This window comes from Microvirga terrae (assembly GCF_013307435.2).
GTDB classification, from domain to species: Bacteria; Pseudomonadota; Alphaproteobacteria; order Rhizobiales; family Beijerinckiaceae; genus Microvirga; species Microvirga terrae.
The window spans coordinates 4,825,015-4,849,788 of the sequence record NZ_CP102845.1 but is presented as its reverse complement, the minus strand read 5'-3'; the positions used below and the strand labels follow the sequence as shown (position 1 = coordinate 4,849,788).

Below are 24,774 nucleotides of genomic sequence, written 5' to 3'. Positions count from 1 at the left end.
GTAGCCAGACGATCTCTTCGGCTGCTCATCACTTTCGACATAGGACCACTGTCGAGAGGGTGATCGGCTGCGCGAGGCTGGCCTCACCCCCATCACCCGATTTAGCATGGCGGCGACTCATTCGAGGAGGCGAGGGCGGTACATATGGGGCACGAGCATCACCACGATCATGACGACCACAGCCATCTCTCGGACATCGAGCTGCGGGTGCGCGCACTCGAGTCCATCCTGGTCGAGAAGGGCTATGTCGATCCAGCCGCCATTGATGCGCTGGTCGAGACCTACGAGGTCAAGGTCGGACCGCGCAACGGGGCCAAGGTGGTCGCCAAGGCGTGGGCCGATCCGGCTTACCGGGAATGGCTCCGGGCGGATGCGACCGCTGCCATCGCGTCCCTCGGCTTCGTTGGCCGCCAAGGCGAGCATATGGTGGCGGTCGAGAACACCCTGGATCAGCACAACATGGTCGTATGCACCCTGTGCTCCTGCTACCCCTGGCCGGTGCTCGGTCTTCCTCCGGTCTGGTACAAGTCTGCCCCGTACCGCTCCCGGGCTGTGCTCGACCCTCGTGGGGTTCTGGCCGAGTTCGGCGTGCACCTGCCGCAGACCACCCGCATCCGTGTCTGGGACTCGACCGCTGAGGTCCGGTACCTCGTGATCCCGATGCGACCCGAAGGCAGCGAGAGCATGAGCGAGGAGGCACTGGCCGAACTCGTCACCCGCGACTCCATGATCGGCACCGGGCTCGCCCGGCGAGCGGAGGCGATACGATGAATGGCGCCCAGGACCTTGGCGGCATGATGGGCTTCGGCCCGATCGCAATCGAGCACAACGAGCCTTGGTTCCATGCCGAGTGGGAGCGACGGGCCTTTGGCTTGACCCTAGCGATGGGAGCCACCGGCAGCTGGAACATCGACATGAGCCGGCACGCCCGGGAGTCCTTGCCGCCTGCCGAGTATCTCACCTCGAGCTACTACGAGATCTGGACCAAGGGTGTCGAAAGGCTAGTTATTGCAGCCGGGCTCGTCTCCAGGGAGGAGCTGACGTGTGGCCAGTCTCTTGCGGAGCCAGCGCCGATCAAGCGCGTACTGAAGGCCGAGGACGTGCCGGCCGTGCTGGCCCGTGGTGGTCCGGCCGAGCGTCCAATCGAGCAGCCGATGCGCTTTGCGGTGGGTGAGCGGATCCGCACCCGCAACATCCACCCTCCGGGCCATACCCGCCTGCCGCGCTACGCTCGCGGCAAGACGGGCGTTGTTGAGCTGGTGCATGGCACCCACGTGTTTCCGGACGCGAATGCTCACGGACAAGGTGAGCAGCCGCAATGGCTCTACACGATCTGCTTCTCCGGCCGGGAGCTGTGGGGCGAGCAGGCGGATCCAAACATCAGTGTCTCGATTGATGCCTGGGAGAGCTACCTTGAGCCGGCATGAAGATTTGGTCCGTGTGGCCGCGAACGTCGCGCCGATCCCTCGCGGGGATGATGGCGCGCCTGTCTTTCGCGAACCATGGGAGGCTCAAGCCTTCGCAATGACGCTGGCTCTCTACGAGCAGGGCCTGTTTACCTGGACGGAGTGGGCTGCCGCGCTCTCGGCTGCGATCAAACGGGCCCAAGCGACCGGTGACTGTGATGATGGCTCGACCTACTACCAGCACTGGCTCTCTGCGATCGAGCAGTTGGTCAGGGACAAGGGCTTTGTAAGTGAAGAGGCTCTAGCGGAACGGCGAGATGCTTGGGACCGCGCGGCACACGCCACGCCGCATGGGCAGCCAATCCTGCTCGAGAATGATCCACTCCGCTAATCTGCACGCTGCGAGGGCGCAAGTGGCGAGGGAGAACACGTGTTGCTGGAACATGAAGAAACGGATTGTCGGGTTTCACCTTGACGAAGAACAGCACTGGGTTGCTGAACTTGAATGTGGCCACAACCAACATGTCCGCCATAATCCGCCGTGGACCATTCGTCCATGGGTGATTACCGAGGAGGGCCGCGATAGGGCGCTAGGCCACGAGCTGAACTGCAAGAAGTGCGACGTCGGCGCGCCACCCGACCAGAGTGATCTCGATTAATGCCTCACGTGGCACCAAGCCGAAGTAGACGGAGCGTCTGCAGTCGTGGGGTCAGCAGACCTCTACACGGTCACGCTTAACGGCTCAGTTTGATCCACTCCAGACCTTCCTCACCGAGTGGCAGTACGACGGCCGCGTCACGAAAATCTCTCACCTTAAGTGGTGCTTTGACAGCGGCACACTTCGAGGCTATTTCATAGAGAGGATTATCGTTACATAGAGTGAAACGTCCATGCCCAGGGAAGCCTTGGATAGCGAAGCGCGGGAGGAAGGTGGGGTGATTGCCGTCGAGCGTGCCTTAGCAGTGCTCGATGCTTTCACACCTGACGACCGGTCCTTGAGCTTGGCGGAACTGGCACGACGGGTCGACCTGTCGAAGCCGACCGTTCTCCGTTTCACGAGGTCGCTTGCCAGAGCCGGCTACCTCGTGCGCAACGACGACGCGACCTTCCGCCTTGGACCGAAGCTCGCCCGACTGGGAACGCTCTACCAAGCCGGCTTCCGGATCGAGGATTATGTCCAGCCAGCCCTGCGTCGCCTGGCTCAGGAAACCGGGGAAAGCGCGGCGTTCTACGTTCGCGAAGGCGATATGCGGGTCTGCCTCTTTCGCGTGGATTCGCCGCAATCCATCGGGCACCACGCCCGGACCGGTGATCTGCTACCCCTTGACCGCGGTGCGCCAGGACGCGTGCTTCTTGCCTTCTGTGGCGAGCCCGGAGAGCCATATGATCAAATCCGCCGTGACTTGTTCCATATCACGTTTGGCGAGCGCGATCCGCAAGTAGCCGCCATTGCCTGCCCCGTATTCAGCTATGGCCAGCAGGTCGCCGGGGTTATTGGCGTGGCAGGCCCGACAAGCCGTTTCGATGAAGAGGCTGTCGCCCACCATCTTGAGTTGCTGAGGTCCATCTCCACCGAACTTACACGACAACTCGGCGGAACGCCCTTGAGCCAGGCTTCGACCCACAGGCCAAGCACGTCTCCCCGCGTCCGCGCTGACTGAGCCCAGTCAGCAGCAATCATAAAGAGAGGAAGCCGTGCTGAAGGTTCCGGAAACACCTTGTCCCTGTGCATGGGCCGCATAACCATGCAAAAGGGGTGGCATGGCGTACGCGCGGCCTTGTCCGAGGCCAATTATCGCAATTTCACCATCGGCAACGTCTTCTCGCTCGTCGGAACCTGGGTTCAGCGGGTTGCACTCGGCTGGCTCGTCTGGGAACTGACGGGCTCAGGGGCATGGCTGGGGGCGGTCGCTTTCGCCGACCTGTTTCCGATGGTCGTCGTGACCCCCTTGGCTGGCGCGATGGCCGACCGGTCCGAGCGACTGCGGGTCACGCGGATCAGCCAGGCCTTGCTCATGCTGCATGCGGGACTGCTCACCATTCTCAGCGCCCTCGGCCTGCTCAACCCGGGCCTCGTGTTGGTACTGGCACTGGTCGGCGGAGTCATCACGGCCTTCAACCAGCCCTTTCGGATGGCGCTTCTCCCCAGTCTCGTCGAGCGCCCGAACCTGATCAGTGCGGTCGCGATCAACTCTGTCGCGTTCAACGTTGCCCGCTTCGTCGGTCCCGCCATCGCGGGCCTCGTGATTGCGAAGGGCAGCCTCACACTGGCTTTCGCGATCAATCTCGGGACGTTCGCAGTCTTCTCCTGGACGCTTGCCAGGATACGTCTAGTTTCCGCCGAAGCCACCCGGCCCGCCAATGGCGGATTGATCACGTCAGTCGTCGAAGGTTGGCGCTATGCCGCCGGGCATGTCGGCCTCGGCGCCATGTTTCTTACGCTGACGGTCGTCTCGCTTTGCATACGCCCCATTCTCGAACTCATGCCGAGCTACGCGGCCCTGTTCGGCCCTGACGCCAGTAAGTTTGCCTTCATGACATCCGTGATCGGCCTCGGCGCCCTGGTCGGGGCACTCTGGCTGAGCCGGCAGGCCGATCCTGCGGCCCTGGCCAAAATGGCGCTGTCCAATGGCCTCCTAATGGGCGCGGCATTGTTCGTCGCGTCGGTCGTACGTCAGGAACTGCTGGGACTCGTCGCCCTGTTCGTCGTGGGCTTCGGCATGGTCTTGAGCGGGATCGCCAGTCAGACCGTGATTCAGCTTGCTGTGCCCGATCACCTGCGGGGTAGGATGCTTGCTCTGCACAGCATGATCTTTCGGGGGGCACCGGCCCTTGGTGCCTTGGTAATCGGAGCCTTGTCGGACCTAACGGGGCTGCGTGGTCCCCTGGTCGCAGGCGCAGCCGTGACCTTCGCCTTCAGCGGGATCGTTTATTCCCGGCGCAAGCTGATCCTCAAGAGCCTCGGTCTATGAACGAGATCCGGGATGGTCGGGGCGCAGGGTACGCGACGGGTCACAGCGGCAAGGCGCACGGCTTATTCATTGGCAACCGGAGAGAAGAGTCTTATGAGTAGTCCTGACACGCCGCGCGGCATGGAGCGTTCCACGACGGATCTGGAATCGACGCCGGTTAAGGATATCGTGCAAACACCTCCTGCCGCTCTGCCGCGGCGCCTCCGTCGGATCCTCGCACTTGATGACTTCGAGATTGCGGCGCGCCGCCACCTGCCTCGGCCGATCTTCGGGTACGTGTCAGGGGCTGCCGAGACCAACGCCTCCCTCCGCGACAACCGATTGGTCTTTGAGGAGTTTGGCTTCGTCCCGCGGGTGCTCGTCGATGTATCGAGGCGTACTCAGGCAGTTGAACTGCTCGGCAGGACATACGCGGCCCCGTTCGGGATCGCTCCTATGGGAATCAGTGCCTTATCCGCCTACCGAGGCGATCTGGTCCTGGCGCGAGCGGCCGGGCAAGCTAACATTCCGATGATGATGAGTGGGTCTTCGCTCATCCGGTTGGAGGAAGTCGCCGAGGTGAACCCTGCGGCTTGGTTCCAGGCCTATCTGCCAGGCGAACCTGACAGGATCCTCGGATTGTTGGAACGGGTGGAGCGGGCAGGCTTCGGGACGCTCGTGCTGACCGTCGACACGGCCGTTCTGGCCAATCGCGAGAACAACGTCCGGAGCGGCTTCTCGACACCTCTCCGGCCCAGTCTCCGCCTGGCCTGGGACGGCATGATACGGTCGAACTGGACGCTGAACACGTTCCTGCGAACGTTGCTGAAGCACGGCATGCCCCACTTCGAGAATTCCTACGCCACACGCGGAGCGCCGATCCTGGCCAGAAGCGTGATGCGGGACTTCGGAGCCAAGGATCATCTGAACTGGCGTCATCTGGAACTGATCCGGGAACGCTGGAAGGGACGCCTGGTCGTCAAGGGCATTATGGCCAAGGAGGATGCCTGCATCGCCCGGGACAGCGGTGTCGAGGGGATCATCGTGTCGAACCACGGTGGCCGGCAGCTCGATGGGACAGTCTCGCCCCTCCGCGTCCTACCCGCCATTGCGGATGCCGTGGGGACTTCGATCCCCGTCATGATGGACGGCGGCGTCCGGCGAGGTTCCGACGTGCTGAAGGCCATCGCCCTTGGCGCTGCATTCGTCTTCGTCGGCCGTCCGTTCGTCTACGCGGCCGCAATCGGAGGCGAACACGGTGTCAGCCATGCCATCAACATTCTTTCGACCGAGATCAGCCGGAACATGGGCCTTCTCGGGATCAACTCGCTCGGTGAACTGGGTCCGGAGCGGCTTCTCAGGATCAGAGGCGTAGATGTGTCCAAGTCTTGAGAGAGGCTTCGACGGCCGGCGCCACAGTAACACTCGACAGCATCGCCCCAAAGATGTGGTCGTCCGCGATCGGTGCGGGATCGGCTTCGTAGGGCGTGTCTCAGCGCGCCACACCGTACTCGCCACTGAAACTCACGAGATGCTGGTGCAGCCGGTCGATCACGATCGTTCGCGTGCTCGTGCGGCGTTCGATCAAACCGATCTGACGATGGACCTGCGGATTCCCGAACGGAGCTGACACGACCTCGCCAAGGGCCTCCTTCAGGGCGCTGTAAGGGGCGACGGATGCACCAAGGCCGTTGACTACACATGCGACGACAGCGGTCATGGTGTCGGTCTCCGCGATCAAGTTCGTAACGATGCCACTCCTTGCCAATTCGGTATCGATCAGTTGAGTAAGACGAAACCTGCTGTTGAACCTCACATATGGGAGGGTCGAGAGCATTTCCGTTGCAGACATTTGCGGCGTGCCGGGCGGTGCGATCGCAAACAAGGGCTCGTTGATGAATGGGCTCCATCTCAGCGCTGCGGGAACTCCGGAGTGCTCCGCGACCATCGCCGAATCAAGCCGCCCCGACACGACATCGTTCAGGAGTCCGTCGCTGTTGGCGACATGAAGCTTGATCTTGAGATCGGGATAGTCCGCCTTCAGCGCGACGATCGCCCGGGGCAACAAGGACAGGACACTGGACCGAATGGAGCCGATCGTGAAGGTGCCCGTGATCGCCTTTCCGGATATGGCGTCGATCACGTCATCGGCGGACCGGACGAGGTTGCGCGCGGCGTCGAGCATTTGAAGCCCGTGACTGTTGAGCGTCATCGGCCGAGTCGAGCGGTCGAACAACTCGGCCTGGACCTCGATCTCCAGGGCCTGGATCTGTTGGCTGACTGCGGAGGGCGTCAGCCCGACGGTATCCGCCGCCTTGGCAAACGTTCCGTGCTCGGCAATCGCGATGAATGTCTTCAGTTGGCGGATGTCCATCGAACCTTGGCCGGCGCTTATTAAGAAAATCTGTTCATGTTTGCCAGAATTATTCGCTTTTTTCAAGAAATCCTTATGTTACGAATCGTCGCCAACGAAACACCGAGCAAAAAAGCTTCGGGAAATGGGAGGATGTGATCCAAGGTGCGATATCTCGCACCTCGTCCTCGCTCATCCCGACCGCGAGGAACGCATGGACAGCCGCAATATCCTGGTCACTGGCCCCGCCATCAACGAGCAAGCCGTCAAGCTCATCGCCGACAATGGCTACAGTGTAGCTTATGTCCCTCCCTATACGAACGAGGAGGACCTGGTCCGGATCGTTGCCGAGGTCGACCCGGTCGGGGTCGTGGTCCGGATGGGACGCTTCGGGGCATCCGCGATTGACGCCGCACCATCGCTGCGCGTCCTTTCCAAGCACGGTGTCGGGGTGGACAACATTGACGTCGATGCCGCGACCCGTCGTGACATCCCTGTTGTCGTAGCAGCCGGTGCAAACGCCCGTTCCGTCGCCGAGCATGCGATTACCCTCGTGCTGACCACCGTCAAGCGCATCGTACCGCTCGACAGCGGTTTGCGCGCCGGCCGTTGGGAAAAAGCCGGGTTCTCGGGCGTGGAGGTCGCGGGTCTGACCATGGGCCTGGTCGGCTTCGGGGCCATCGCGAGGCACACGGCCGTCTATGCGAAAGCCCTCGGAATCCATGTCCGCGCCTTCGACCCCTTTGCCGATGACGCGACCTTCGCCAATGCCGGCGTCACCCGGGACGCTGCCGTCGAGGACCTTCTCGCCGCGTCCGACATCGTCAGCCTGCACTGTCCCCTGACGCCTGAGACGCGCAACCTACTCGACGACAATGCGATCGGCCTGATGAAGCCTGGATCCTACGTCGTCAACACGGCCCGCGGCGGACTGATCGACGAGGACGCCCTGGTCAGGGCCATCGACAGCGGCCACATCGCGGGCGCCGGCCTCGACACGTTCGCAACCGAACCTCCCGCTCCTGATCATCCCTTCTGGGGACGGCAGCAGATCGTCGTGACCCCGCACGTCGGCGGCGTGACAAAGCAGGCCAACGTCCGGGTCGGAGTCGACGCGGTCGAGGGGATCCTGGCCGTCATCCAAGGCCGCGATCCGGGTCGGGAGAGGATCGTGAACTACCGGGCCCTCGCGAAGGCATCGACCTGAGCGAATTTCATATTCGACATCCAGTACCGAAAACCATGAGGAGAAGACGTTGAGCATAGGATTTAGGGTTCGGAACCGGGAGCGCGCCGTCGACCAGGAATGGGTCGAGAAGTTCAAGGAGTTGCCCGTCGCGAATGTCAGCGACAGCATGTACCGCATGTACGCCGCCGGCGCGCAGCTCCGCCCGATGCACCGAGAGGGCAAGCTCGCCGGCCGCGCACTGACGGTGAAGGCGCCGCCCGGCGACAACCTGATGCTGCACAAGGCCATGGACATGGCCGAGCAGGGTGACGTCATCGTCATGGATGCCGGCGGTGAGGTGACCCACGCCCTGATGGGCGAGATGATGCTCGACTATGCACGCAGGCGCGGCATCGTCGGCTTCGTCCTCAACGGCGCCATCCGCGACGCGGATGCCTTTCTGGAAATGAACGTTCCGTCATTCGCCATCGGAGTGACCCATCGCGGACCGTACAAGAACGGTCCCGGCGAGGTGAACTGCCCGATCGCCATCGGCGGAATGGTCATCATGCCCGGCGACCTAGTCCTCGGGGATGCCGACGGCGTGGTGGTCGTGCCGATCGACGACGTGGCTGACGTCTACGAAAAGACGGTTGCCAAGCACGCCGCCGAGAACAAGCAGATGGACGCCATCAAGGCAGGCACGCACAAGCCGACCTGGTTCAACGAAACGCTCGCCAAGATGGGCTGCGAATTGCCGTAATAAGGCTGCCACGGTATCGGCCCGCATGAGCGGGTGTTCGGCACTCGCCCATGGGTGAGTGCCGAGGAAGTCCAAGTCACCATCGGTTACGCGGTGGAACCTGAATGAGTTCGGAGGGGAACTCCGAAACGTTTGAGCGGTCACGGTGACCGCTGTCCATGGGAGGAACGAATGAAGCACCTGATCCGGAATACCGCACTTGCCACGTCGATGCTGGTCGGCATCGGAGCCGCTCATGCCGAGTGGCCGACGGACCGGCCGATCGAAATGATCGTTGCCTTCGCCCCAGGCGGCGGCACGGACGTGATGAACAGGACCCTCGCGCCCTACATCGAGAAGGAGCTCGGCGCGAAGATCACCATCCTGAACCGACCCGGCGCGTCCGGTGAAATCGCGTACACCGCGATGACGCAGGCGAAGCCCGACGGCTACACGTTGTCCTCTCTCAACACCCCGGGCTACCTGACGATGCAGATGGACCGAAAAGTTCGCTTCGATCCTAAGAAAATCTGCCCTGTTGCCCGCATCGTCGAGGACCCTGGCGCATTTATCGTGCAGGCGAATTCCGAATTCAAATCGCTCAAGGACTTGGTCGCATACGCCAAAGCCAACCCAGGTAAGGTCAGCGTTGGCACGACCGGCCTCGGAACGGACGAACATCTCGCCCTGCTGCAACTGGAAAAATCGGCTGGTGTCGATCTGACCCCGGTAACGTTCAACGGCGCGAACGAGGCGAGGACGGCACTGCTCGGCGGGCACATCATGGCCATGGGGATCAACGTCGGGGAGTTCGTCGGTGGCGAACATTCCGCCTTCAAGGCACTCGGCCAGTTTGCCGACCAGCGGTCCGTCATCGCTCCCGACCTGCCAACGGCCAAGGAGCAGGGCTATGATGTCCTCATGAGCTCGGAGCGCGGCATCGCAATGAACTGCGAGGTTCCTGAAGCGATCAGGACGAAGTACTCGGAGGCTGTCAAGAAGGCTCTCGACAATCCGGAATTCCAGGCTCAGGCCAAGCAGCAGTCCCTCGCACTTTCCTATCGCTCGTCGGAAGAGTGGAACAAGGAGCTCCCTGCAAGGGCGGAGCGGCTTGGGGAAATCTGGAAGTTGGCCAAGGAACAGAAGTGATGGCGGATCCGCGCAAGGCTGGGGGGACGGGCGATCGCCCGGACCTCCTGACGGCCATCATGTTCGTGGGCATCGGTGCGCTCGGCCTCTGGGCCGGGCGCGACCTGACCATGGGAACGGCCGCCGCCATGGGCCCAGGCTATCTGCCAAGGATCGTCTGCTCGCTCCTGATCCTCGTCGGCCTAGTCGTCGGCGGAATCGGATTCTTCCGAGCCCGAGAGGACATCGTGGCACCGAAGCTCCGTCCCCTGTCGATCATCCTGCTGTCGGTCGTCGGCTTTGCCTTCATTGCCGAGTACTTCGGCTTCGTGGCCGCGTCCGTCTGGCTGCTGGTGGTCGGAAGCCTCGCGGATCGCGAGTCCAAATGGCGTGAGGTGATCCTGCTCACCGCCGGGCTGACCGCCTTCGGCGCGCTGGTCTTTATCGTCGGTCTCGGCGTCCAGATGCCCATCTGGCCCTTCTGAGGAGTGAACCATGGAATTCCTCCACCTGCTCGCGCTCGGGTTCGGCGAAGCGCTGACTCCGATGAACCTGGGCTTCTGCCTGCTGGGAGCCCTTCTCGGGACGCTGATCGGTGTGTTGCCGGGCATCGGCCCGACCGCGACGATTGCCGTTCTCCTGCCGATCACCTTCTACCTGCCCCCATTGGCCGGCATCATCATGCTCGCCGGCATCTACTACGGGGCGCAGTACGGCGGATCGACAACCGCCATTCTGGTCAATCTCCCCGGTGAGGCATCATCGGTGGTGACCGCGATTGACGGTTACAAGATGGCGCAGAAAGGCAAAGCCGGATCAGCGCTTGCCATCGCGGCGCTCGGATCATTCTTTGCCGGAACCGTATCGACGTTCGGCCTTGCGATTGCAGGCCCGACGCTCTCGTCATTCGCGCTCTCGTTCGGCCCTGCCGAGTATGTGTCACTGATGCTCTTCGGCCTGTTGGCCGCCACCGTCCTTGCCAGAGGGCCCGTCCTGAAGGCGATCGGCATGATCCTACTCGGCTTGGTGCTCGGTATGGTCGGCATCGACGCGGCATCTGGCGAGGAACGCTTGACGTTCAATGCGATCGAACTCTTCGACGGCATCGACTTCGTCGTGATCGCAATTGGCGTTTTCGGCTTCACCGAGATCATCGAGAACCTGGAAAACGTGGAAGCACGAGGCGTCCTTGTCAGCAAGCTCAGCCGCCTGTGGCCCACGCGGGAGGACTTCCGGAAGGCTTGGCCGGCCGTCCTGCGGGGGACGGGTATCGGGACGTTTCTCGGAATCTTGCCGGGTGGCGGTGCGACGCTCGCGTCATTCTGCGCCTACTCCCTGGAAAAGAAGGTTGCGAAACATCCTGAGGAGTTCGGGACCGGAGCCGTCCAGGGCGTGGCGGGGCCTGAAGCCGCCAACAATGCCGGCGCACAATCGTCATTCATACCGCTGCTCACGCTCGGCATCCCATCCAACAACATGATGGCTATGATGCTGAGCGCGTTCATCATCCATGGGATCACGCCTGGGCCAACTGTTCTGCAATCCCAGCCGGAGATCTTCTGGGGCCTCGTGGCGAGCATGTGGGTCGGCAACCTGATGCTGGTCGTCATCAACCTGCCGCTGATCGGCGTCTGGGTGAAGCTGCTGACAGTACCTTACCGTCTCCTGTACCCGGCCATCCTGTTGTTCTGCTGCGTCGGAGTCTACAGCATCAACAACCGGATCTTCGACGTGGTGCTCGCCGCAGGTTTTGGGCTGCTCGGATACCTGTTCCGCAAAGCGAAATGCGAACCGGGCCCCTTGCTGCTCGGCTTCGTTCTCGGTCCGCTGCTGGAAACGAACATCCGTCGCGCCCTAGTGATCTCTCACGGAAGCCCGAGCGTGTTCTTCGAACGGCCGATCAGCCTCGTCCTGCTGCTGGCGACCGCCGCGATGTTCATCCTGATGGTCCTGCCATCCTTCCGCAAGACCCGCGAAGTGGCGTTCCAGGAGGAAGAGGCCTGAGGCCCCCTGAATAAAACAACGGGACAGGGACCGCGGCATGCGCACCCTGTCCCTCGATCACGAACAGGTCCATTACCCATGTCCGAGAGTCTCAAGAAGACCGCGCGCATCGTCGTGCTCGACCGCGACACCCTGCCTGAGGACATCACCTTGCGGGCGTTCTCGTTTCCCCATGAACTCGTCGCGTTCGCCCGGACCAAGCCGGAAGAGGTGGCGGAACGTATCCGCGACGCCGACATCGTCATCACCAACAAGGTCCCCGTTCGCCGCGAGGCGATCGGAGACGCGAGGAACCTCCGGCTCGTTGCCATCGCCGCAACGGGCACGGACGTGGTCGACGTCGCCGCCTGTGCCGAACGCAGGATCGGCGTCACGAACATCCGTAACTATGCCGTCAATACTGTGCCGGAGCATACGTTTGCGCTGATCCTCGCGCTGCGCCGCAGCCTGGTCGCCTACCATGATTCCGTCCGCGCCGGGCGTTGGCAGGAGACCGGCCAGTTCTGCTACTTCGATTACCCAATTCGCGACCTTGCCGGCTCGACCCTCGGCATCATCGGGGACGGGGTTCTGGGACGTGCCGTGGCCGATCTTGGCCATGCCTTTGGCATGAAGGTGCTCTTCTCGGACTACAAGGGCACGACCGGAATGGGTCCGCTCTACACGCCCTTCGAGCAGGTCTTGCGAGAGAGCGACGTGATCACCCTTCACTCTCCCCTGATGCCATCCACCCGCAACATGATCTCCACCGACGAGTTCGCGATGATGGCCCGTCGTCCGTTGCTGATCAACACGGCCCGCGGAGGGCTCGTCGATGAGATCGCCCTCGAGCGTGCGTTGCGGGAGAGGCAGGTCAGTGGGGCAGGATTCGACGTGGTCACGACCGAACCACCGCCGCCCGACCATCCGCTGATGCGGCTGCTCGACCTTCCGAACTTCATTCTCACCCCGCACGTCGCCTGGGCTAGCCACGAAGCTGTCCAGGGTCTTGCCGACCAACTGGTCGACAACATCGAAGCCTTCGAACGTGGACAGCCGACGAACATGGTCGCGGCCTGATCGATGGCCGTCGATCACGATCCCAAGACCTTTCTGACGTCCCTGTTCGCCGCAGCCGTGACCGCCGCGGATCCATACGAGGCGATCAGGGCCAATCTTCCGGCAAGGCCAAAGGGGCGAACGATCGTCATCGGGGCCGGCAAAGCATCCGCCGAGATGGCCCGAGCCTTCGAGGCGCTTTGGGACGATCCCCTTGAAGGTATCGTGGTCACCAGGCGCGGATCACATGCTCCTTGCAACAGGATCGAGATCATCGAGGCCAGTCATCCCGTTCCGGATGTCGCGAGCCTGATGGCGTCCCGTCGTCTCATGGAAACCGTCTCGGGCTTGAGCGAGGACGACCTTGTCGTCGCGTTGATCTCGGGCGGCGGATCCTCGCTGTTGGCATTGCCTCAGGACGGTCTGACCCTGGACGACGAGATCGCGGTTGCGGAGGTGCTTCTGGCGTCAGGCGCACCCATCTCCGCGATGAACGTCGTGCGCACCCAGCTCTCGGCGATCAAGGGAGGACGCCTGGCGCTTGCAGCCTACCCCGCGAAAGTCGTTACCCTCATCGTATCGGATATCCCGGGCGACGACCCAGGGCTGGTTGCCTCCGGTCCGACGGTTGCCAACCGGGCATTGCCCGCGGAGGCCCTCCGGATCATTGAGCGGCATCGCCTCCGCCTGCCTGCGCGGGTGATGGACTTCCTGAAGCGCCGGAACGGGACGGATGCTGATCCGGACCATCCGTGCTTCGCCAGCAATGAGGTCAAGGTCATCGTGTCTGCGGCGGCCTCCCTTGCGGCGGCTGCGGCGCGGGCGCAAAAACTGGGGGTGCGGGCAGTCGTCCTCGGAGACGCCATCGAGGGCGAGGCGCGGGAAGTCGCCAAGGCGCATGTGGCAACTGTCGACGATATCCTCCGCAAGGGTGGACCGTCCGAGAGGCCCTTGGTCCTGCTGTCTGGTGGGGAATGCACCGTTACGATCCGGGGGATGGAAAGGGAGGGCGGAATACGGAGTTCCTTCTTGCCCTCGCGATCGAGATCGCCGGAAGGGGCGGCCTCTTCGCCCTGGCCGCCGATACCGATGGAATCGACGGTTCCGAAGACAATGCCGGCGCATTCACGGATGGGTCGGCTGTCACCCGGTTGGCGGCACGCGGTCTCGAGGCGCATCACCTTCTCGCAAGAAACGACGCCTGGACCGCGTTCAATGCCGTGAACGACCTGTTCGTTACGGGTCCGACCAGAACGAACGTCAACGATTTCCGGGCCATCCTGATCATGTATGTGGGCGCCTGCCATAGTGCGAATGTCGCTTATTGGCACGTTCCGGAAGTAGGCCGAACTTCTGCAAAGGCACGACGAGCGGACCTTCAATTGGTCCGCCCAACGTTACTCCTTGACCCACAGGAGACGTTGATCCGGCAGATGGGAATGGATCGGCAGGCTGGCCGTCGACCGCCGGCGGAGTGCCTTGCCCTTAGCAGACGCAGAGACATTGCGATGCCGCTTAGGACGACTACCTTCGTCCTAAGCGGCATCGTGAATCGAGGGGGTTCATGCCCTGATTGAGGAGGTCGACGGACTTTGCCTATCGAATGGCCGTGGCTTGCGACCAGACGACCATCCAATGTCCATCACGATGCTCATAAGTGTCGGTGTGCCAGTAGTCTCTGAGGGGAACTTTGTGCCCGCCGAAGACAACCTCAAGCTGAGCGCTGTACCGAAGAACCGCGCCCCCCTCATAGAGCCGCACGGCGATATCGCCTGGCTGCCATGCCAAGTACTTGAGCTGCCCGGAGGCGATGGCGCCCATATAGTCCTGCTTTGAAAGAGCCACGCCGATCGGCGTTATCAGCTGGAAGTCTGGGGCATGAAAGTGTTGTGCCCGATCAATATCAGCGCTGACCAGGGCGCGAAGCCTGGCACGTTCCGTTTCCCGCAGAAATTCGGCCTCATTGGCCGGTGAGAACGCGCCGGTGGTGGGGATTGTCATGGGTGTTCGCCATTCTGGGAAATGAATCGATAGGTCTCTGCTGGAGGCGGCGGGTCAAGCGTGCTGGTTCGGCCTCTCGACAGATACCAACCCCAGGTCGATGAGGCTTTGTGCGCTGGCCCGGATACACTCCTTGTCCGGCCGTGAGCTCCAGTTCAGGATACGCCTTGCTTTTGCTGCGCTGACGCTCAGATCCCGACCGAGTTCATGAACGATCGTTCGTGCATTGGGATCGAACTTCGCCATGTCTCTGACGACGTCATCGGGAACTTCACGGGTCGGCAACCGGGAACCATGGTCGGGAAAGGAGCGCGCAAGAACGGCCACCAAGTCCTTGAGCCAGAAGAACCCGCCTCCGACAATGAAGCGTTGCCCGCCAGCGGCTAGATTCGTCATCGCCCGAATGTGGGCATCCGCAGCATCGCGCACATCCACGACGGAAAAGCCAAAGCGTGGAATGCCCTCGAAGTGTCCGGACATCAGGTGATGGATCAAGCCCACGGACGTCCCAATCTTCGTGCCGAGCAAAGGCCCAAGGATCACGCTCGGATTGATGACGGCGAGGTCGAGCCCGACTTCTCGTGCAAAGGCCCAAGCAGTCTGCTCGGTGAGCGTCTTCGACTTGTAATAGGGAGTCGCGCGGGGGCTATCCGGGTCGGTCCAATTATCCTCGGTGTAAGGTGCCTGGCCGTCGCCATGGTTCGTGGCCGCCACCGATGACGTCATGACGACACGCTCGACCCGCGCTTGGTGTGCCGCGCGGAGCACGCGCAACGCACCATCGTGGGCTGTGCGGATCAGCTCACGCTCGTTCTCGGGAAAGCCGGGGGGAAAGGGTGACGCCGTGTGAATGACATATCGGCAATTCTCGACAGCGGCAGCCCAGCCATCATCGCTGTCGAGATCGGCCTGCACAAAGCTGAGGTTCTCCGTAACATCCCCATGACTGTGGGATCCAAGTTCGTCGCGTATCGCATCGCTCCTATCGATGCGCCGCAGGCTTCCTCGCACCCGATACCCTTGTTCAAGCAGTTTCAAAGCGATGTGGCCAGCGAGGAATCCGCTGATGCCTGTCACCAGGACAGTCGTATCCCGGGGATCTTCATCCAGCACAATGGTCATCGGATTTCCTTTCGTCCGAGCCTGCGGCTGCTTCCAGAAATTAGACAGGGGAGTGATTGGGGCGAGATCGACTTCGCCATGCAGAGTGCTGGACCAGATCCACAACGACGTCGCTCCTTCCGACAGGGCGTCAGATTGCTTACTTCGTCGTGACGGTCACCAAGGCGGTCACCGGCTTGCCGTCCACGAGAACGGGCCTGTGGTGATCATCGGCGAGGAGGACGCCGATTACGTGTTGGCCCGTAGCCTTCGGGCAATGGCCGAAGCGAGCCTTGATGAGGTCGCCTCCGAAGTCGCTGTTCATGCTGTTGTATGGCTTGCCCGGGATGTTGCAGGTGTCGCCGTCCGGATCGATCTTCATATGCACATGGCCGCATTGGCGGTTCGCGCCGCACTGACCTGCGGGGAGCAGTGTGAAGTTGCTCTTCACCACTATGCCTGTCGCCTTCTCAGGATCATTCCCAAGCTCGACAGCCGAACCGGGCTGCGGCCAAACGATCTCCAGGATGGGGCGGTCTTCGGCGTAAGCCAACCCGATCGGCGATGCCAGGAGAGCGAGACTGGTCAACAGGGCGGAACGAAGCATGTGGATCTCCATCGAGGGTGTAATCAGTGATTACATGCAACAGAGACTGGGTCAACAAAATAATCGCTGATTACATTGAAGCGTGCTATCAGTCAGAAATGGCCGAAAAATCCGTCACGAAGGCAGGCGACCAGCCCAAGCCCTATCATCATGGCAACCTGGTCGAGGCGCTCATTGCGGCGACTGTCGAACTCATCGAGGAGCGCGGGGTCGAGCAACTGTCCGTGCGCGAGGTGGCAAAGCGTGCAGGCGTTTCGCCAGGAGCGCCGTTCCGGCACTTCCGATCAAAAACGGCGCTCCTGACGGCTGTCGCCGAACAGGCGATGGATCGGCTTACACGATCAGTCGCCAGAGCCGCGTCGGAAGTCGATAGCGCTGATCCCGTAGCCGCGTTCGAAGCGATCGGTCAGGGCTATCTCGAATGGGCGCTGGCCAATCCCACCCACTTTCAGATCATCAGTTCCCGTACCGTGATTGACTTCGAAGCGTCCCCCAGTCTGCGTGACCAGAACAGAGCTATTCGTGAGACAATGGTTGAGTTGTTGACCCGAGTCCAACATCAGTGGCGGCTTGCCCTGGATGTTGATCTGGACTATCTCGTTCTGGCTGCCCGCGCCTATGTCTATGGATTGGCCCGCATGGCCATCGATGGTCATTTCCCGGAGTGGCATCCGTCCGAACCGCCTCCCGTCGCCGTGCGCAAGGCGCTCCGTCTCTTCATAAGCCAAATGATCGTTCCACCGAGATGTGACCTCAGGAAGCCGAAGAAGCCCTCTTAATAGAGGCTCTCTACCGGCGAGGGCTCACCGGACGATCCACCAACGCATTCATGTTCCAGTCGACTCGTTGAGCAATCCGACGGACCTTGCCGCCTTCCGCACCCTCGCACGTTCAGGCTCAACCTCCTCGGCTATCGTGACTCCCACGGCAGTGCGCCGGCAACCCGGACGCTCGACGATCAGACAGACCATGAGGCGGCTCGGATGTGCAAGCCTGTTGACGAGTTGGTGCATGTTGTCGACCACTCGGCCGGCGGCGCCGTTGAACCGGATTTGGCTCGCTCGGGCGAAAGTCGGGATCACCGGCACGAGGCTGGTGATGACACGAGGAGGGATGTGCCTCTCCCTTCACCGTTATGGCCGGGCTTGTCCCGGCCATCCCGATTGTGTGAAGCGCCGCGCTTCACCGATCGAGACCACCGGGACAAGCCCTGTGACGATGGGGGAGGTGTGACAACGGGGGAGGCGTGACGACGGTGGTCACGAGATGACGGCGGGGGGGTGGGTGACGAGGTCGGCTTGGGGGCTGCCCATCTGTTCCACAGAGCGACGCTCGATCTGGCTCATCAGTTCGTCGGCCATGACCTGGAGGCGCAGGCAATCCGGCTCCTGGAACTCGCGGGGCCGCATGTCGATGACGCACAGGGTGCCGATCACCAGCCCCGACGAGGTCCGTAGCGGAGCCCCGGCGTAGAAGCGGATGCCCTTCTCCAGCACTAGCGGATCGTCGGCAAAGCGCGGATCCTCCGTGACGTCCTCGGACACCAGCACCTCGTTCGCCGTGATCACGTGCGCGTCGAGCGATTCCTCGTGAGCAGCCCGCTGCGCGACCTGAGTGTCCTGGGGCAGGCTTGCCGCGTCCGGCTGGGGATGCTGCACCTCGTCCACGAAGGAAACAAGGGCAATCGGGACGTCGAACGCCTGCGCGACTTTCCGGGACACCTCGTCGAACTGACGGCTCTTTGCCGAGGCCAGACCCAGGTCATGCAGCGCCGCAATCTGAGCCTGCTCGGCGTCAGGAAGGACCGGCGGCGCTTCACCGGGCAATGCAGGGAGGTGGACCCACGCATTCACCTGGTCGACACAGGCGTCGAGCGAGACGAAGATCGCATCGGCCGCCATCTGCCTCTTGAGGTCTTCCGTCTGTCCCGTCCCGGGCGCCAGGTTCCAGCAGCAGACGATCTGCTTCAGGTGCGGCGCCCGGCGGCGCAGGCGACGGCAGATGTAGCGGGCATAAACCTGCGGCTGCGGATGCAGGTAGGACAGGCACACCACATCCACGCGTTTGAGATCGAGCTGCCCCAAGGCCCCCTGACTGACGGCGATCGGCGGGAGAACCCGAGTGCCGATGCCCTGTTCCTGGAGCACCTGCGCCATCATCTCGGCCGCCGCGCGATCGAGTTCCGTGCGTCCTGCCAGGCAGAGGACCGGCGAGGGCCGTTCCTCTCGTACGGACGGTGCGCGATCCTGATCTATCGCCCCTTCACGAGGTGAGGCGGCGTTCTCTCGGACATGGTCCTCAACCTCGCGCACGACGCAGATCGCCGTGTCGGCGACGAGCCGTCGGTAGTTGGTGTCGGTGGTGCTGCGTTGGCGGTCGTTCTCGGCCAGACGAAGGGACGGGATGGCCACGTTGTCATAGAACTCGCGCGAGGAGTGCTCGTCGACATAGTCCTCGGCCATCTCCACAGCCTCCTCCAGGTTGCCGGCCAGCAGGCGTTGGTAGAGGCGCTCTTCCGGCGCAAGCACCGGGTCGCTGCCGAGGAGAACGCCGAGAAACTCGAGCTGCGGCACATAGCGTCCGATCACAACGAGGCAGACCGTAAGAGGCGTTGCGAGGAACAGCCCGACCGGACCCCACAGGCTGGTCCAGAAGATCGCCGCCATGATGATGGCCAGTGACGACAACCCGGTGCTGGAACCATAGAGCCACGGCTCGATGACGTTGTTGCTGATGAGCTCGGCCACCAGGAACAGGCCGACGACCCAGAACAGCATCGTCCAGCCCGGATCGACCGCGATTGCGAGGGCAATCGGAAAGAGGGCCGCCAGGAAGGGACCGAGGTAAGGGATGAACCGCAGCACCGCCGCCAGCAAGCCCCATAGCAGAGCATTCGGCACGCCGATGAAGTACAGAGCGATGCCGATCGGGATCCCGTAGGTCAGGTTCACCACGAGCTGCATGAGCAAATAGCGGCTGACCCGGGCTGCTGCATCGTTGATGGCCTGGGTGCTCTTCTGGAGATCGCCTGCTCCCGCCAGCTTGATGAAGCGGTCGCGCAGGTCCTCCCTCTCGAGCAGCACGAAGATCACGAAGATCACCACGAGGCCGGCCGTGGCCAGTGGCGCGAGCAGGGGGCCGACAACGGTCTGGATGATCTCGAGAGGCTTGGCCTGCGGGGCTTCCAGCCGCACGGTGACTGGCTCCTGCGCGGTGCCGTTGCCGAGCCGGGACCCGGGTGTCTGCGCCGGAACATCGTCAGGAGGCCTTTCGCCGGAGATCTGCTTGCCGACATCCTGGATGGTCGTCGTGACCTTGTCCACGATCCCTCCGCCGGGAGCGGAGGCCTGCAGAGAGCGGATCTTGTCGGTGATGGTGGTCTGGTAGATCGGGAGATTGTCGGCAAGCTGAACGAGCTGGCGCCCGACCACAAAGGCGATGCCTGCGATCAGGATGAAGGCAAGCGTCACGGCCACGAGAACCGCTGCAATTCGCGGCAGCTTCCAGCGTCTGAGCCAGTTGACCAGCGGCGTCAGGGCGAAGCTCAGGAGGATGGCGAGCGCGAAGGGAACGAACAGATCGCGGCCGAAGTAGAGTCCCGTGATCGCCAGAACGATGCCGCCGGCGGTCAGGATGGGGGACCCCGCAGGCCGGAGGGCTGGCGGAGGTGGCGCCGGAGCCAGATCGGCCATCGTGTGGTGCCTTTGGTTTAGGTTGCTCGCAAGACAACCCAATACCGGTGCGTTTGATCCGAACAATGGTTCCCGCTGGAATTTCCCCTGGAGGAGTCCTCCTTCCCGGCCGCTTAAGATGGATGGGGATTGGACGGCGCATGCTGGAGAAAGGTCCGCTCCTGATGCTGTGGACGGCTCCCACCCAGCGGTGAGGTAGCATGGTTGCTTCAAGCAGCCAGCGACACAGGAGCAGCCCATGAGCACGGTCACCACCATTGGCCTGGACATCGCCAAGTCCGTCTTTCAGGTGCATGGCATCGATCCCGAAGGGATAGTGATGATCCGACGCCAGGTCAGGCGCGGGCAGGTGCTCAAGTTCTTTGCCAGCCTGCCGCCGTGCCTGAAAGGCATTGAGGCGTGTGCCTCGGCTCATCACTGGTCGCGTGAGCTCCGGAGCCTTGGCCATGAGGTCAAGCTCATGCCGCCGGCTTACGTCAAGCCGTATGTGAAGCGGCCGAAGAACGACATGGCCGATGCCGAGGCGATCTGCGAGGCCGTTACCCGGCCCACCATGCGCTTTGTCGAGACGAAGACGTGCGAGCAGCAAAGCATCCTGATGCTGCACCGGGTGCGGCTGATGCAGGTGCGGCAGAGGACCATGCTCACTAACGCCATCCGGGCTCACCTGGCCGAGTTCAGCGTGGTGGCGAAGATCGGCCGGTAGGGTGTCGACGAGTTCTTGCTTTTGGTCCGCGATGAGGATGAGCGCGTCCCGGAGCTGGCTCGGTCCTGCGTTCTGGCGCTCGCCGAGCAACTGATGCTGGTCAAGCGCCAGATCCTGGAGATGGACCGGCGCATCGCCGCCTGCCACCGGGCCAGCGAGGTCAGCCGCCGCCTAGCCGAGATCCCAGGCGTGGGTCCGTTGCTCGCCAGTGCTCCGGTGGCCCATGTTCCTAACCCGAAGACTTTCTCCTCGGGTCGTAATCTCGCGGCCTGGATCGGCTTGGTGCCCAAGCAGAACTCCAGTGGTGGCAAGGAGCGGCTCGGTGGGGTGACCAAGCAGGGCAACCGGTATCTTGGCTCCCTGCTGACCGTGGGCGCACTGGCGGTGATACGCTTTGCCCAGCGGCATGGAACGAAGCGGCCGTGGATCGTGCAACTGCTGGCGCGGCGGGCCACCAAGGTGGCGGCCGTGGCCCTGGCCAACAAGATGGCCCGGATGGTGTGGGCGATCATGGCCAAGGGCGAGCGCTATCGTGAGCCTGTTGTGCAAGCGGAATAATCATCGCTGAGAGAGTTCGGCGATCAAGAGGTTGGGAAGGGCGCAAGGACGTTAATGCAGGATCCGGTCGAACCGGGAAGCGGGACAACTCATTCGTGCCAGAGCATCTTGGAATGCGAGCTTTTGGTCGGGACCCCTTCGCGGAGGGCATTATGGCCAGCGGTCAGGTGTACCGCACCAACAGGTCGAACACATGGCCGCACCGACCAACCCGGCAGAAGCGTTCAACAAAACCCTTGCCAAAAGGGAGCCGTCCACACATGGCACACTTGGGACTCTAGCCCGAGGGCAGCAATCCTCACGCAACCAGACATTCCGAAAAGTGGACGAACTTCACCGCCTAACCCCGAGCGGACCTTCCTGTGTAACAAATTGGCTTTCCAAGATCGGCACAGTAGCTCACTCATGACAACGCGCAGTTCCACAGGTCCTCGGTCACCGAGGATGCCGCCACACCATGCTCGCTACTATAGGGCTGCTAGCAAGCTTAGATGCCATCCGAAGCTGATAGGCTAACTCGGTAGGTTCACCGCTCGCGGGGACTGCGGATCAATTGGCGTGGTGCCTCGCAGCCCAAGAATGTCCTCCAGGACACGCGCTCCGGCCAGGACCCTTCCTTCCGCACGAGTGCGGCCGACAATCTGCAGCCCAACCGGTCGTCCATCGCGGGTGAAGCCACAAGGAAGGCTGAGGGCCGGTGAGGCGGTCAGAGTAATGGCGTAAGCGATGGCGAGCCATTCGACATAGTTCGAGAAGCTGTGGCCAGCACATTCGCTGACATAGCGCTCCCCCGCTGGGTAGGCGGCGACAATGGTAGCGGGGCAGAGAAGCAGATCATAGCTGTCGAAGAAGACGTTCATCCTCCGAAACAGGGTAGCGCGCTGGTTCTCCGCCCGGACAACATCGGCCATCGAATAGTTCAGGCCCTGCTCGATATTCCAGATCACCTCCGGTTTCATCTTGTCCCGATGGTTCTGCAAGAGATCGGCATGGCCGACGGCAAACGTCATCCCGCGCAGAACCTGGAAGGTATCATGGGCTTCCGACAGGTCGGGGTGCGCCTCTTCGACGATGGCACCCAACTCCGTATACCGTTGGGCCGCGGCTCGGCAAATGGCGGCGACCTCCGGGTCGACGGGCGTAATACCCAGATCGGCGGAGTAAGCCACTCGCGCTGGTCGCCACCCCGAGCGTGCCGCAGCCAGAAAGCTTTCTGTCCTGGGCAGGGAGATGGGATCGCCTGGGTTCTCCCCTGTCATGGCATCGAGAAGCAGGGCGGTGTCCTCCACGGTGCGGCCCATGGGGCCGTTCACGCTCAGGAGCCGGTCAATCTTCGCACCAGGCGTGCTGGCGACCCGGCCGGGGCTCGGCCGCAGGCCGACCACACCGCAGAAGCTGGCTGGATTGCGCAAGCTGCCACCAAGGTCGGATCCCTGCGCCACCCACGCTGTTCCCGTGGCGAGTGCGACTGCGGCCCCACCCGATGAACCCGCGGCGGAAAGTACTGTGTTCCAGGGATTCAATGTGGTGCCGAAGACCTCGTTGAACGTGTTGCCGCCGGCGCCGAACTCCGGCGTATTGGACTTGGCGTAGATCAAACCACCTTCAGCTTCGAGCGTCTGGACCAGGATATCCGAGGCCTCAGGCACGAAGTCCGCGAAGATGGGCGAGCCGTGGGTCGTGCGCACCCCCGCCACGTCGGTCAGATCCTTGATCGGCACAGGCAGCCCAGCCAGACGGCCACGTTCACCGAGGGGCCGTTGCATCAACCAGCGGGCATGCTCGCGAGCCCGCTCGAAGCACAGAATGGAAAGCGCGTTGACCGTACTGTCCACGGCGGCTATGCGGGCCTCTAAGGCGTCGAGGCAATCGAGCGGGGAGACCTCGCCACTTTGCAGAAGGTCGACAACCGCACAAGCTGTGAGTTTGGTCAAACTCGTGTCAGTCGTCATGATCCTACACCCTTGCGTTATCGTGCCATCACGTCAGTTTATGTCCACTGCATAGCACATCCTATGCTGGTCCAAACATCAGCGTGCACAGGGATTGATGGAGGCACTGGTAATGGCCCTCAGCCATCACGCCGCGGGAAGACTCGATGATTGTGGCGATGTCTGAGCAGCGAGCAGAAAGCAAATCGAGCAGAGAAAGATCACTATTCCAAAAGTGACTGCTGCGCTCAAAACAAGGGTGAACCCGCTCATCCCGTGTAAGAGCGCGATGAGTGGCACGGCCAGACCGCTCGTCGTGAACCCAAGGAAATAGCGGACACTGAAGGCCCGGGCCCTGTACTGAGCAGGGACGTAGCGGGCGACCATGGCATCGTTGACGACCACTTGCCCATAGACCGCCGCCATCGCCAGGACCAGTCCGGCCAGCATGGGGATCCCACCCATCAGGGCGGCGAGCCCAAGCCCAAGCGGTTGAAGGATCGACAGCCCAACGAAGATCCGCGGCAAATTAAACCTGTCGACGAGGCGGCCCATCAGGAGCTGCGTCAACGCCCCGAAGACAAACACGAGTGTAGCCAGGGATCCGATCAGGACCAGCGGCAAGGCGGTACCAATGCGCTCGTCGATGATCTTGGGGAGCGCGATGGTCGTAATGTTGAAGGTCATGCCGCCGGCCACGATCGCCGTCGCGAACAACAGGAAGAGCGTCATCGGCCGTGTCACCGGGATGACAGCATGAGCGCTGCCAGGTTTGCCATGAGGATCTCCGTCACTGGGCACAAGGCTGACAAACGCGATGCCGGCAGCGAGGCAAACAAGTCCGGGCAGAATGAAAGCCGCGCGCCAGCCGAGGGTCGTGGCCAGAAGGGCTGTCACTCCCGAGGCGAAGGCCGCACCAAGATTGCCCCACACTCCGTTGATCCCGAGGTCGCGTCCAAGCTGATTTGTATGGGTGACCAGCATCGTAGAGCCGATCGGATGATAAATCGCAGAGAACACCCCGAGCACGAAGAGCCAGATGCCTAACATGATCGGCGAGTTCGCCGTCGACAGCCCCAAACACGCAATCCCGCACCCGCCGAAGAAGATACCCAGCAGGTTGCGGCGCCCTAAACGATCCGCGATCCAGCCCATTGGGAGTGAGAACAGGCCGAAGGCCACGAAGGCACCCGTTGAGAGACCGATGAGGCTGGCGTAGGACAGTTGCCGCTCGGCCGCGATCGCGATTACAGCCGTCGGATAGATCAGAAGGACGAAATGATCGAGCGCGTGCGCGATGTTGACGAAGGCAATCGTGCGGCGAGAGAGCAGGTCAGGAGACATCCTTCGCATCCTTCTCCGTTTCGTGGGCGACACTCCACAGCAG

The 24,774-nt window shown here is 62.3% G+C and carries 21 protein-coding genes and 2 pseudogenes; 16 read left to right on the top strand and 7 right to left on the bottom strand.

Going from position 1 to position 24,774, the window contains the following annotated elements:
* Positions 1-144: 144 nt before the first annotated feature.
* The 7 genes from nthA to HPT29_RS22780 all read left to right on the top strand — a co-directional run bounded on the left by nthA (position 145) and on the right by HPT29_RS22780 (position 5,750).
* Positions 145-771 carry a nitrile hydratase subunit alpha gene (gene nthA, locus HPT29_RS22805; RefSeq protein WP_173946905.1) on the top strand — a complete coding sequence of 209 codons (627 nt, stop codon included), beginning with the start codon at positions 145-147 and terminating at the stop codon, positions 769-771.
* The gene (gene nthB / locus HPT29_RS22800) at positions 768-1,427 is read left to right on the top strand and encodes a nitrile hydratase subunit beta (protein ID WP_173946906.1); all 660 of its coding nucleotides are present in this window, start codon (positions 768-770) and stop codon (positions 1,425-1,427) included. The genes nthA and nthB overlap by 4 nt, the downstream gene beginning before the upstream one ends.
* The gene (locus HPT29_RS22795) at positions 1,414-1,797 is read left to right on the top strand and encodes a nitrile hydratase accessory protein (protein WP_371823191.1); all 384 of its coding nucleotides are present in this window, start codon (positions 1,414-1,416) and stop codon (positions 1,795-1,797) included. The genes nthB and HPT29_RS22795 overlap by 14 nt, the downstream gene beginning before the upstream one ends.
* On the top strand, positions 1,724-2,065 hold the full coding sequence (locus tag HPT29_RS28745; RefSeq protein ID WP_349774704.1) for a DUF3565 domain-containing protein: 342 nt from the start codon (positions 1,724-1,726) through the stop codon (positions 2,063-2,065). Before HPT29_RS22795 ends, HPT29_RS28745 begins: the two co-directional genes overlap by 74 nt.
* Positions 2,066-2,297: 232 nt before the next feature.
* Positions 2,298-3,068, top strand: coding sequence for an IclR family transcriptional regulator (locus HPT29_RS22790; protein ID WP_173946909.1), 771 nt, complete (start codon positions 2,298-2,300; stop codon positions 3,066-3,068).
* Positions 3,069-3,152: 84 nt separating this feature from the next.
* The gene (locus HPT29_RS22785; RefSeq protein WP_173946910.1) at positions 3,153-4,379 is read left to right on the top strand and encodes an MFS transporter; all 1,227 of its coding nucleotides are present in this window, start codon (positions 3,153-3,155) and stop codon (positions 4,377-4,379) included.
* Between the two features lie 93 nt (positions 4,380-4,472).
* Positions 4,473-5,750 carry an alpha-hydroxy acid oxidase gene (locus tag HPT29_RS22780; protein WP_173946911.1) on the top strand — a complete coding sequence of 426 codons (1,278 nt, stop codon included), beginning with the start codon at positions 4,473-4,475 and terminating at the stop codon, positions 5,748-5,750.
* 100 nt (positions 5,751-5,850) lie between these two features.
* Here the strand turns inward: HPT29_RS22780 and HPT29_RS22775 are convergent, their stop codons facing one another.
* Positions 5,851-6,798: a LysR family transcriptional regulator gene (locus HPT29_RS22775; protein ID WP_247654495.1), complete on the bottom strand. Its 948-nt coding sequence runs from the start codon at positions 6,796-6,798 to the stop codon at positions 5,851-5,853.
* Positions 6,799-6,925: 127 nt separating this feature from the next.
* Between HPT29_RS22775 and HPT29_RS22770 the strand changes: the two genes are divergently transcribed.
* From HPT29_RS22770 to HPT29_RS22740, 7 genes and pseudogenes are all read left to right on the top strand, one after another.
* Positions 6,926-7,918 (top strand): hydroxyacid dehydrogenase, encoded by a 993-nt coding sequence (locus HPT29_RS22770; RefSeq protein ID WP_259060290.1) that lies wholly within the window; start codon positions 6,926-6,928, stop codon positions 7,916-7,918.
* A 49-nt stretch (positions 7,919-7,967) separates the two neighbouring features.
* Complete coding sequence (locus HPT29_RS22765; RefSeq protein ID WP_173946913.1) at positions 7,968-8,642, top strand: RraA family protein; 675 nt, start codon at positions 7,968-7,970, stop codon at positions 8,640-8,642.
* A 171-nt stretch (positions 8,643-8,813) separates the two neighbouring features.
* Positions 8,814-9,770, top strand: coding sequence for a tripartite tricarboxylate transporter substrate binding protein (locus HPT29_RS22760; RefSeq protein ID WP_173946914.1), 957 nt, complete (start codon positions 8,814-8,816; stop codon positions 9,768-9,770).
* Positions 9,770-10,234 carry a tripartite tricarboxylate transporter TctB family protein gene (locus HPT29_RS22755; RefSeq protein ID WP_173946915.1) on the top strand — a complete coding sequence of 155 codons (465 nt, stop codon included), beginning with the start codon at positions 9,770-9,772 and terminating at the stop codon, positions 10,232-10,234. Before HPT29_RS22760 ends, HPT29_RS22755 begins: the two co-directional genes overlap by 1 nt.
* Before the next feature lie 10 nt (positions 10,235-10,244).
* Complete coding sequence (locus HPT29_RS22750) at positions 10,245-11,753, top strand: tripartite tricarboxylate transporter permease (RefSeq protein ID WP_173946916.1); 1,509 nt, start codon at positions 10,245-10,247, stop codon at positions 11,751-11,753.
* Between the two features lie 78 nt (positions 11,754-11,831).
* Positions 11,832-12,812, top strand: a complete 981-nt coding sequence (locus HPT29_RS22745; protein WP_173946917.1) for a D-2-hydroxyacid dehydrogenase — start codon at positions 11,832-11,834, stop codon at positions 12,810-12,812.
* 3 nt (positions 12,813-12,815) lie between these two features.
* Positions 12,816-14,083, top strand: a pseudogene (locus HPT29_RS22740) (glycerate kinase type-2 family protein); the annotation flags it as partial.
* A gap of 304 nt (positions 14,084-14,387) precedes the next feature.
* On the opposite strand, the gene HPT29_RS22735 reads toward HPT29_RS22740, so the two are convergent.
* The 3 genes from HPT29_RS22735 to HPT29_RS22725 form a co-directional block, all read right to left on the bottom strand.
* Positions 14,388-14,792, bottom strand: coding sequence for a nuclear transport factor 2 family protein (locus tag HPT29_RS22735; RefSeq protein WP_173946918.1), 405 nt, complete (start codon positions 14,790-14,792; stop codon positions 14,388-14,390).
* Between the two features lie 54 nt (positions 14,793-14,846).
* A complete protein-coding gene (locus tag HPT29_RS22730; protein ID WP_173946919.1) occupies positions 14,847-15,914 on the bottom strand; it encodes an SDR family oxidoreductase in 1,068 nt (355 codons plus the stop codon).
* A gap of 139 nt (positions 15,915-16,053) precedes the next feature.
* The gene (locus tag HPT29_RS22725) at positions 16,054-16,500 is read right to left on the bottom strand and encodes a hypothetical protein (protein ID WP_173946920.1); all 447 of its coding nucleotides are present in this window, start codon (positions 16,498-16,500) and stop codon (positions 16,054-16,056) included.
* A gap of 98 nt (positions 16,501-16,598) precedes the next feature.
* Between HPT29_RS22725 and HPT29_RS22720 the strand changes: the two genes are divergently transcribed.
* The gene (locus HPT29_RS22720; RefSeq protein WP_173946921.1) at positions 16,599-17,279 is read left to right on the top strand and encodes a TetR/AcrR family transcriptional regulator; all 681 of its coding nucleotides are present in this window, start codon (positions 16,599-16,601) and stop codon (positions 17,277-17,279) included.
* A gap of 480 nt (positions 17,280-17,759) precedes the next feature.
* On the opposite strand, the gene HPT29_RS22715 is transcribed toward HPT29_RS22720, so the two are convergent.
* Positions 17,760-20,192 (bottom strand): AI-2E family transporter, encoded by a 2,433-nt coding sequence (locus HPT29_RS22715; protein WP_173946922.1) that lies wholly within the window; start codon positions 20,190-20,192, stop codon positions 17,760-17,762.
* Positions 20,193-20,430: 238 nt separating this feature from the next.
* On the opposite strand from HPT29_RS22715, the pseudogene HPT29_RS22710 reads away from it, so the two are divergent.
* Positions 20,431-21,456: pseudogene (locus HPT29_RS22710) on the top strand (IS110 family RNA-guided transposase).
* 512 nt (positions 21,457-21,968) lie between these two features.
* On the opposite strand, the gene HPT29_RS22705 reads toward HPT29_RS22710, so the two are convergent.
* Both HPT29_RS22705 and HPT29_RS22700 read right to left on the bottom strand, forming a co-directional pair.
* Positions 21,969-23,408 (bottom strand): amidase, encoded by a 1,440-nt coding sequence (locus tag HPT29_RS22705; protein ID WP_173946923.1) that lies wholly within the window; start codon positions 23,406-23,408, stop codon positions 21,969-21,971.
* Positions 23,409-23,534: 126 nt separating this feature from the next.
* Positions 23,535-24,731, bottom strand: coding sequence for an MFS transporter (locus tag HPT29_RS22700; RefSeq protein WP_173946924.1), 1,197 nt, complete (start codon positions 24,729-24,731; stop codon positions 23,535-23,537).
* Positions 24,732-24,774: the final 43 nt, after the last annotated feature.

What these genes read in the sequence shown, in the direction of transcription:
- HPT29_RS22750 (WP_173946916.1), top strand. Translation starts at nt 10,245, where the DNA reads ATGGAATTCCTCCACCTGCTCGCGCTCGGGTTCGGCGAAGCGCTGACT.
- HPT29_RS22745 (WP_173946917.1), top strand. Translation starts at nt 11,832, where the DNA reads ATGTCCGAGAGTCTCAAGAAGACCGCGCGCATCGTCGTGCTCGACCGC.
- HPT29_RS22715 (WP_173946922.1), bottom strand. Translation starts at nt 20,192, where the DNA reads ATGGCCGATCTGGCTCCGGCGCCACCTCCGCCAGCCCTCCGGCCTGCG.
- nthB (WP_173946906.1), top strand. Translation starts at nt 768, where the DNA reads ATGAATGGCGCCCAGGACCTTGGCGGCATGATGGGCTTCGGCCCGATC.
- HPT29_RS22780 (WP_173946911.1), top strand. Translation starts at nt 4,473, where the DNA reads ATGAGTAGTCCTGACACGCCGCGCGGCATGGAGCGTTCCACGACGGAT.
- HPT29_RS22705 (WP_173946923.1), bottom strand. Translation starts at nt 23,408, where the DNA reads ATGACGACTGACACGAGTTTGACCAAACTCACAGCTTGTGCGGTTGTC.
- nthA (WP_173946905.1), top strand. Translation starts at nt 145, where the DNA reads ATGGGGCACGAGCATCACCACGATCATGACGACCACAGCCATCTCTCG.
- HPT29_RS22760 (WP_173946914.1), top strand. Translation starts at nt 8,814, where the DNA reads ATGAAGCACCTGATCCGGAATACCGCACTTGCCACGTCGATGCTGGTC.
- HPT29_RS22725 (WP_173946920.1), bottom strand. Translation starts at nt 16,500, where the DNA reads ATGCTTCGTTCCGCCCTGTTGACCAGTCTCGCTCTCCTGGCATCGCCG.
- HPT29_RS22770 (WP_259060290.1), top strand. Translation starts at nt 6,926, where the DNA reads ATGGACAGCCGCAATATCCTGGTCACTGGCCCCGCCATCAACGAGCAA.
- HPT29_RS22785 (WP_173946910.1), top strand. Translation starts at nt 3,153, where the DNA reads ATGCAAAAGGGGTGGCATGGCGTACGCGCGGCCTTGTCCGAGGCCAAT.
- HPT29_RS22720 (WP_173946921.1), top strand. Translation starts at nt 16,599, where the DNA reads ATGGCCGAAAAATCCGTCACGAAGGCAGGCGACCAGCCCAAGCCCTAT.
- HPT29_RS22700 (WP_173946924.1), bottom strand. Translation starts at nt 24,731, where the DNA reads ATGTCTCCTGACCTGCTCTCTCGCCGCACGATTGCCTTCGTCAACATC.
- HPT29_RS22735 (WP_173946918.1), bottom strand. Translation starts at nt 14,792, where the DNA reads ATGACAATCCCCACCACCGGCGCGTTCTCACCGGCCAATGAGGCCGAA.
- HPT29_RS28745 (WP_349774704.1), top strand. Translation starts at nt 1,724, where the DNA reads ATGCTTGGGACCGCGCGGCACACGCCACGCCGCATGGGCAGCCAATCC.
- HPT29_RS22790 (WP_173946909.1), top strand. Translation starts at nt 2,298, where the DNA reads ATGCCCAGGGAAGCCTTGGATAGCGAAGCGCGGGAGGAAGGTGGGGTG.
- HPT29_RS22755 (WP_173946915.1), top strand. Translation starts at nt 9,770, where the DNA reads ATGGCGGATCCGCGCAAGGCTGGGGGGACGGGCGATCGCCCGGACCTC.
- HPT29_RS22730 (WP_173946919.1), bottom strand. Translation starts at nt 15,914, where the DNA reads ATGACCATTGTGCTGGATGAAGATCCCCGGGATACGACTGTCCTGGTG.